This window comes from Actinomyces acetigenes (assembly GCF_031296635.1).
GTDB classification, from domain to species: domain Bacteria; phylum Actinomycetota; class Actinomycetes; order Actinomycetales; family Actinomycetaceae; genus Actinomyces; species Actinomyces acetigenes.
In genome coordinates this window covers 1-1,527 of sequence record NZ_JASPFC010000089.1, presented here as the reverse complement: position 1 = coordinate 1,527, position 1,527 = coordinate 1, and the positions used below count along the sequence as shown (strand labels likewise).

General features: G+C 72.8%; 1 protein-coding gene. It reads left to right on the top strand.

The window, feature by feature from the left end; translation table 11 throughout:
• Positions 1 to 381: 381 nt before the first annotated feature.
• Positions 382 to 1,527, top strand: a 1,146-nt coding sequence (locus tag RIV14_RS13610; protein WP_309325259.1) for a glutamyl-tRNA reductase, incomplete at its 3' end; no start/stop codon positions are given.

Genomic DNA, 1,527 nt, shown 5'->3' with positions numbered 1-1,527 from the left:
TCCGGCAGCTCCCGCCGCTGGCCCGGGCGTCGCCCCGTCGGCTCCGCCTCCGTCCTGCTGCCGCTCTTGCGCCGCCCGCTCGGACTCAATTGAATCATTGTGTGAACTGTCGGTGACGAAATCGCCGTTATCGGACGAAGAATGCTGACGCCGCGTGCTTTCCCTGTGATAAGGGAACTGAATGCGAGACATATCCGGCTGCCTCCTGTAAGCAGTGGTCAGAGGGGGTTATTGCGCGTAATGATGCGGCGTTCCAGGCGTCCGTCAGGTGCTGACGGAGTGTCAGAAATATGGTGATGACGCATTGTCATGATGTCGGGTGTGTGTCGCCACGCCGCTATTGTGCCCGCACCCCGCGGTGATGTTTCAATAGCGCACGTTGTGACTACTCATCTTCTCTCCGCAGACCATCGACTGCCGGGCCTCGACGTCGTTGCCCGGCTCGGCGCGGTCGCCCCGGGGCTGGGGCCGGACCTCCTGGAGGCGGTGCCCGCGCTGCGCGGGGTCCTGGTCCTGTCCACCTGCAACCGCCTGGCCCTCCTCATCGACGCCGACTCCTGGGCCGACACCGGCTGCCCGGCGGCCCTGCACCCGGACCTCCCCCCGGCGGACGCGAGCCAGCCCGCGGCGGCGTCGGACCTGGCCGAGACCATCACCGCCTTCCTCGCCGAGCGCGCCGGGCTCCCCCCGAGCGGCCTCCGGCTGACCCACCTGGTCGGGGCGGCCGCCCGCCGGGAGATGCTCGCCATCGCCGCGGGCCTGAGCTCGATGGTGGTCGGTGAGGCCCAGATCGTCGGTCAGGTCCGCCGCGCCGCCGAGACTGCCTCCGCCGAGGGCACGCTCAGCCCCGAGCTCGTGCGGGTCGTTGAGCGCGCCTCGGCCACCGCCCGCCGGGTGGCCCACGAGACCGAGCTGTCCGGTCAGGGGCGCAGCGTCGTCGCCGTCGGCGTGGATCAGGCCGCCGGCCACCTGCCGCCGCTGGAGGACTGCCGCGCCCTCATCGTCGGCACCGGCTCCTACGCCGGCGCCACCGTCGCCGACCTGCGCGCCAGGGGCCTGAGCGAGATCGCCGTCTACTCCGCCTCCGACCGCGCCGAGGCCTTCGCCGCCGGCCACGGCCTGCGCGCCGTGCCCACCGGTGCCTTGAGCCAGGCCATGAGCCGCGCCGACCTCGTGGTCACCTGCCGCGGTACGGGCGGGCCGATCCTCACCGTCGACGTCGTCGCCCCCGTCGCCGCCGAGCGCGCCGGCTCGGACGGGGGAGCCGGCCGCCCACTGGTCATCCTGGACCTGGCCCTGACCCGCGATGTCGATGAGGCCGTCGGCGCCCTGTCCGGCGTCGTCCACCTCGACCTGGCCCGCGTGCGCGACGCCGTGCCCGACGCCGAGGCCCAGCAGGTGATCGCCGCCCGCGCCATCGTCGAGGCCGAGGCCGCCGACTTCGAGCGGACCCTGGCCGGCCGGGCCATGGACCCCCTCATCACTGCCCTGCGCGCCCAGGTGGGTCGCGTCGTCGCCGAGGAGGCT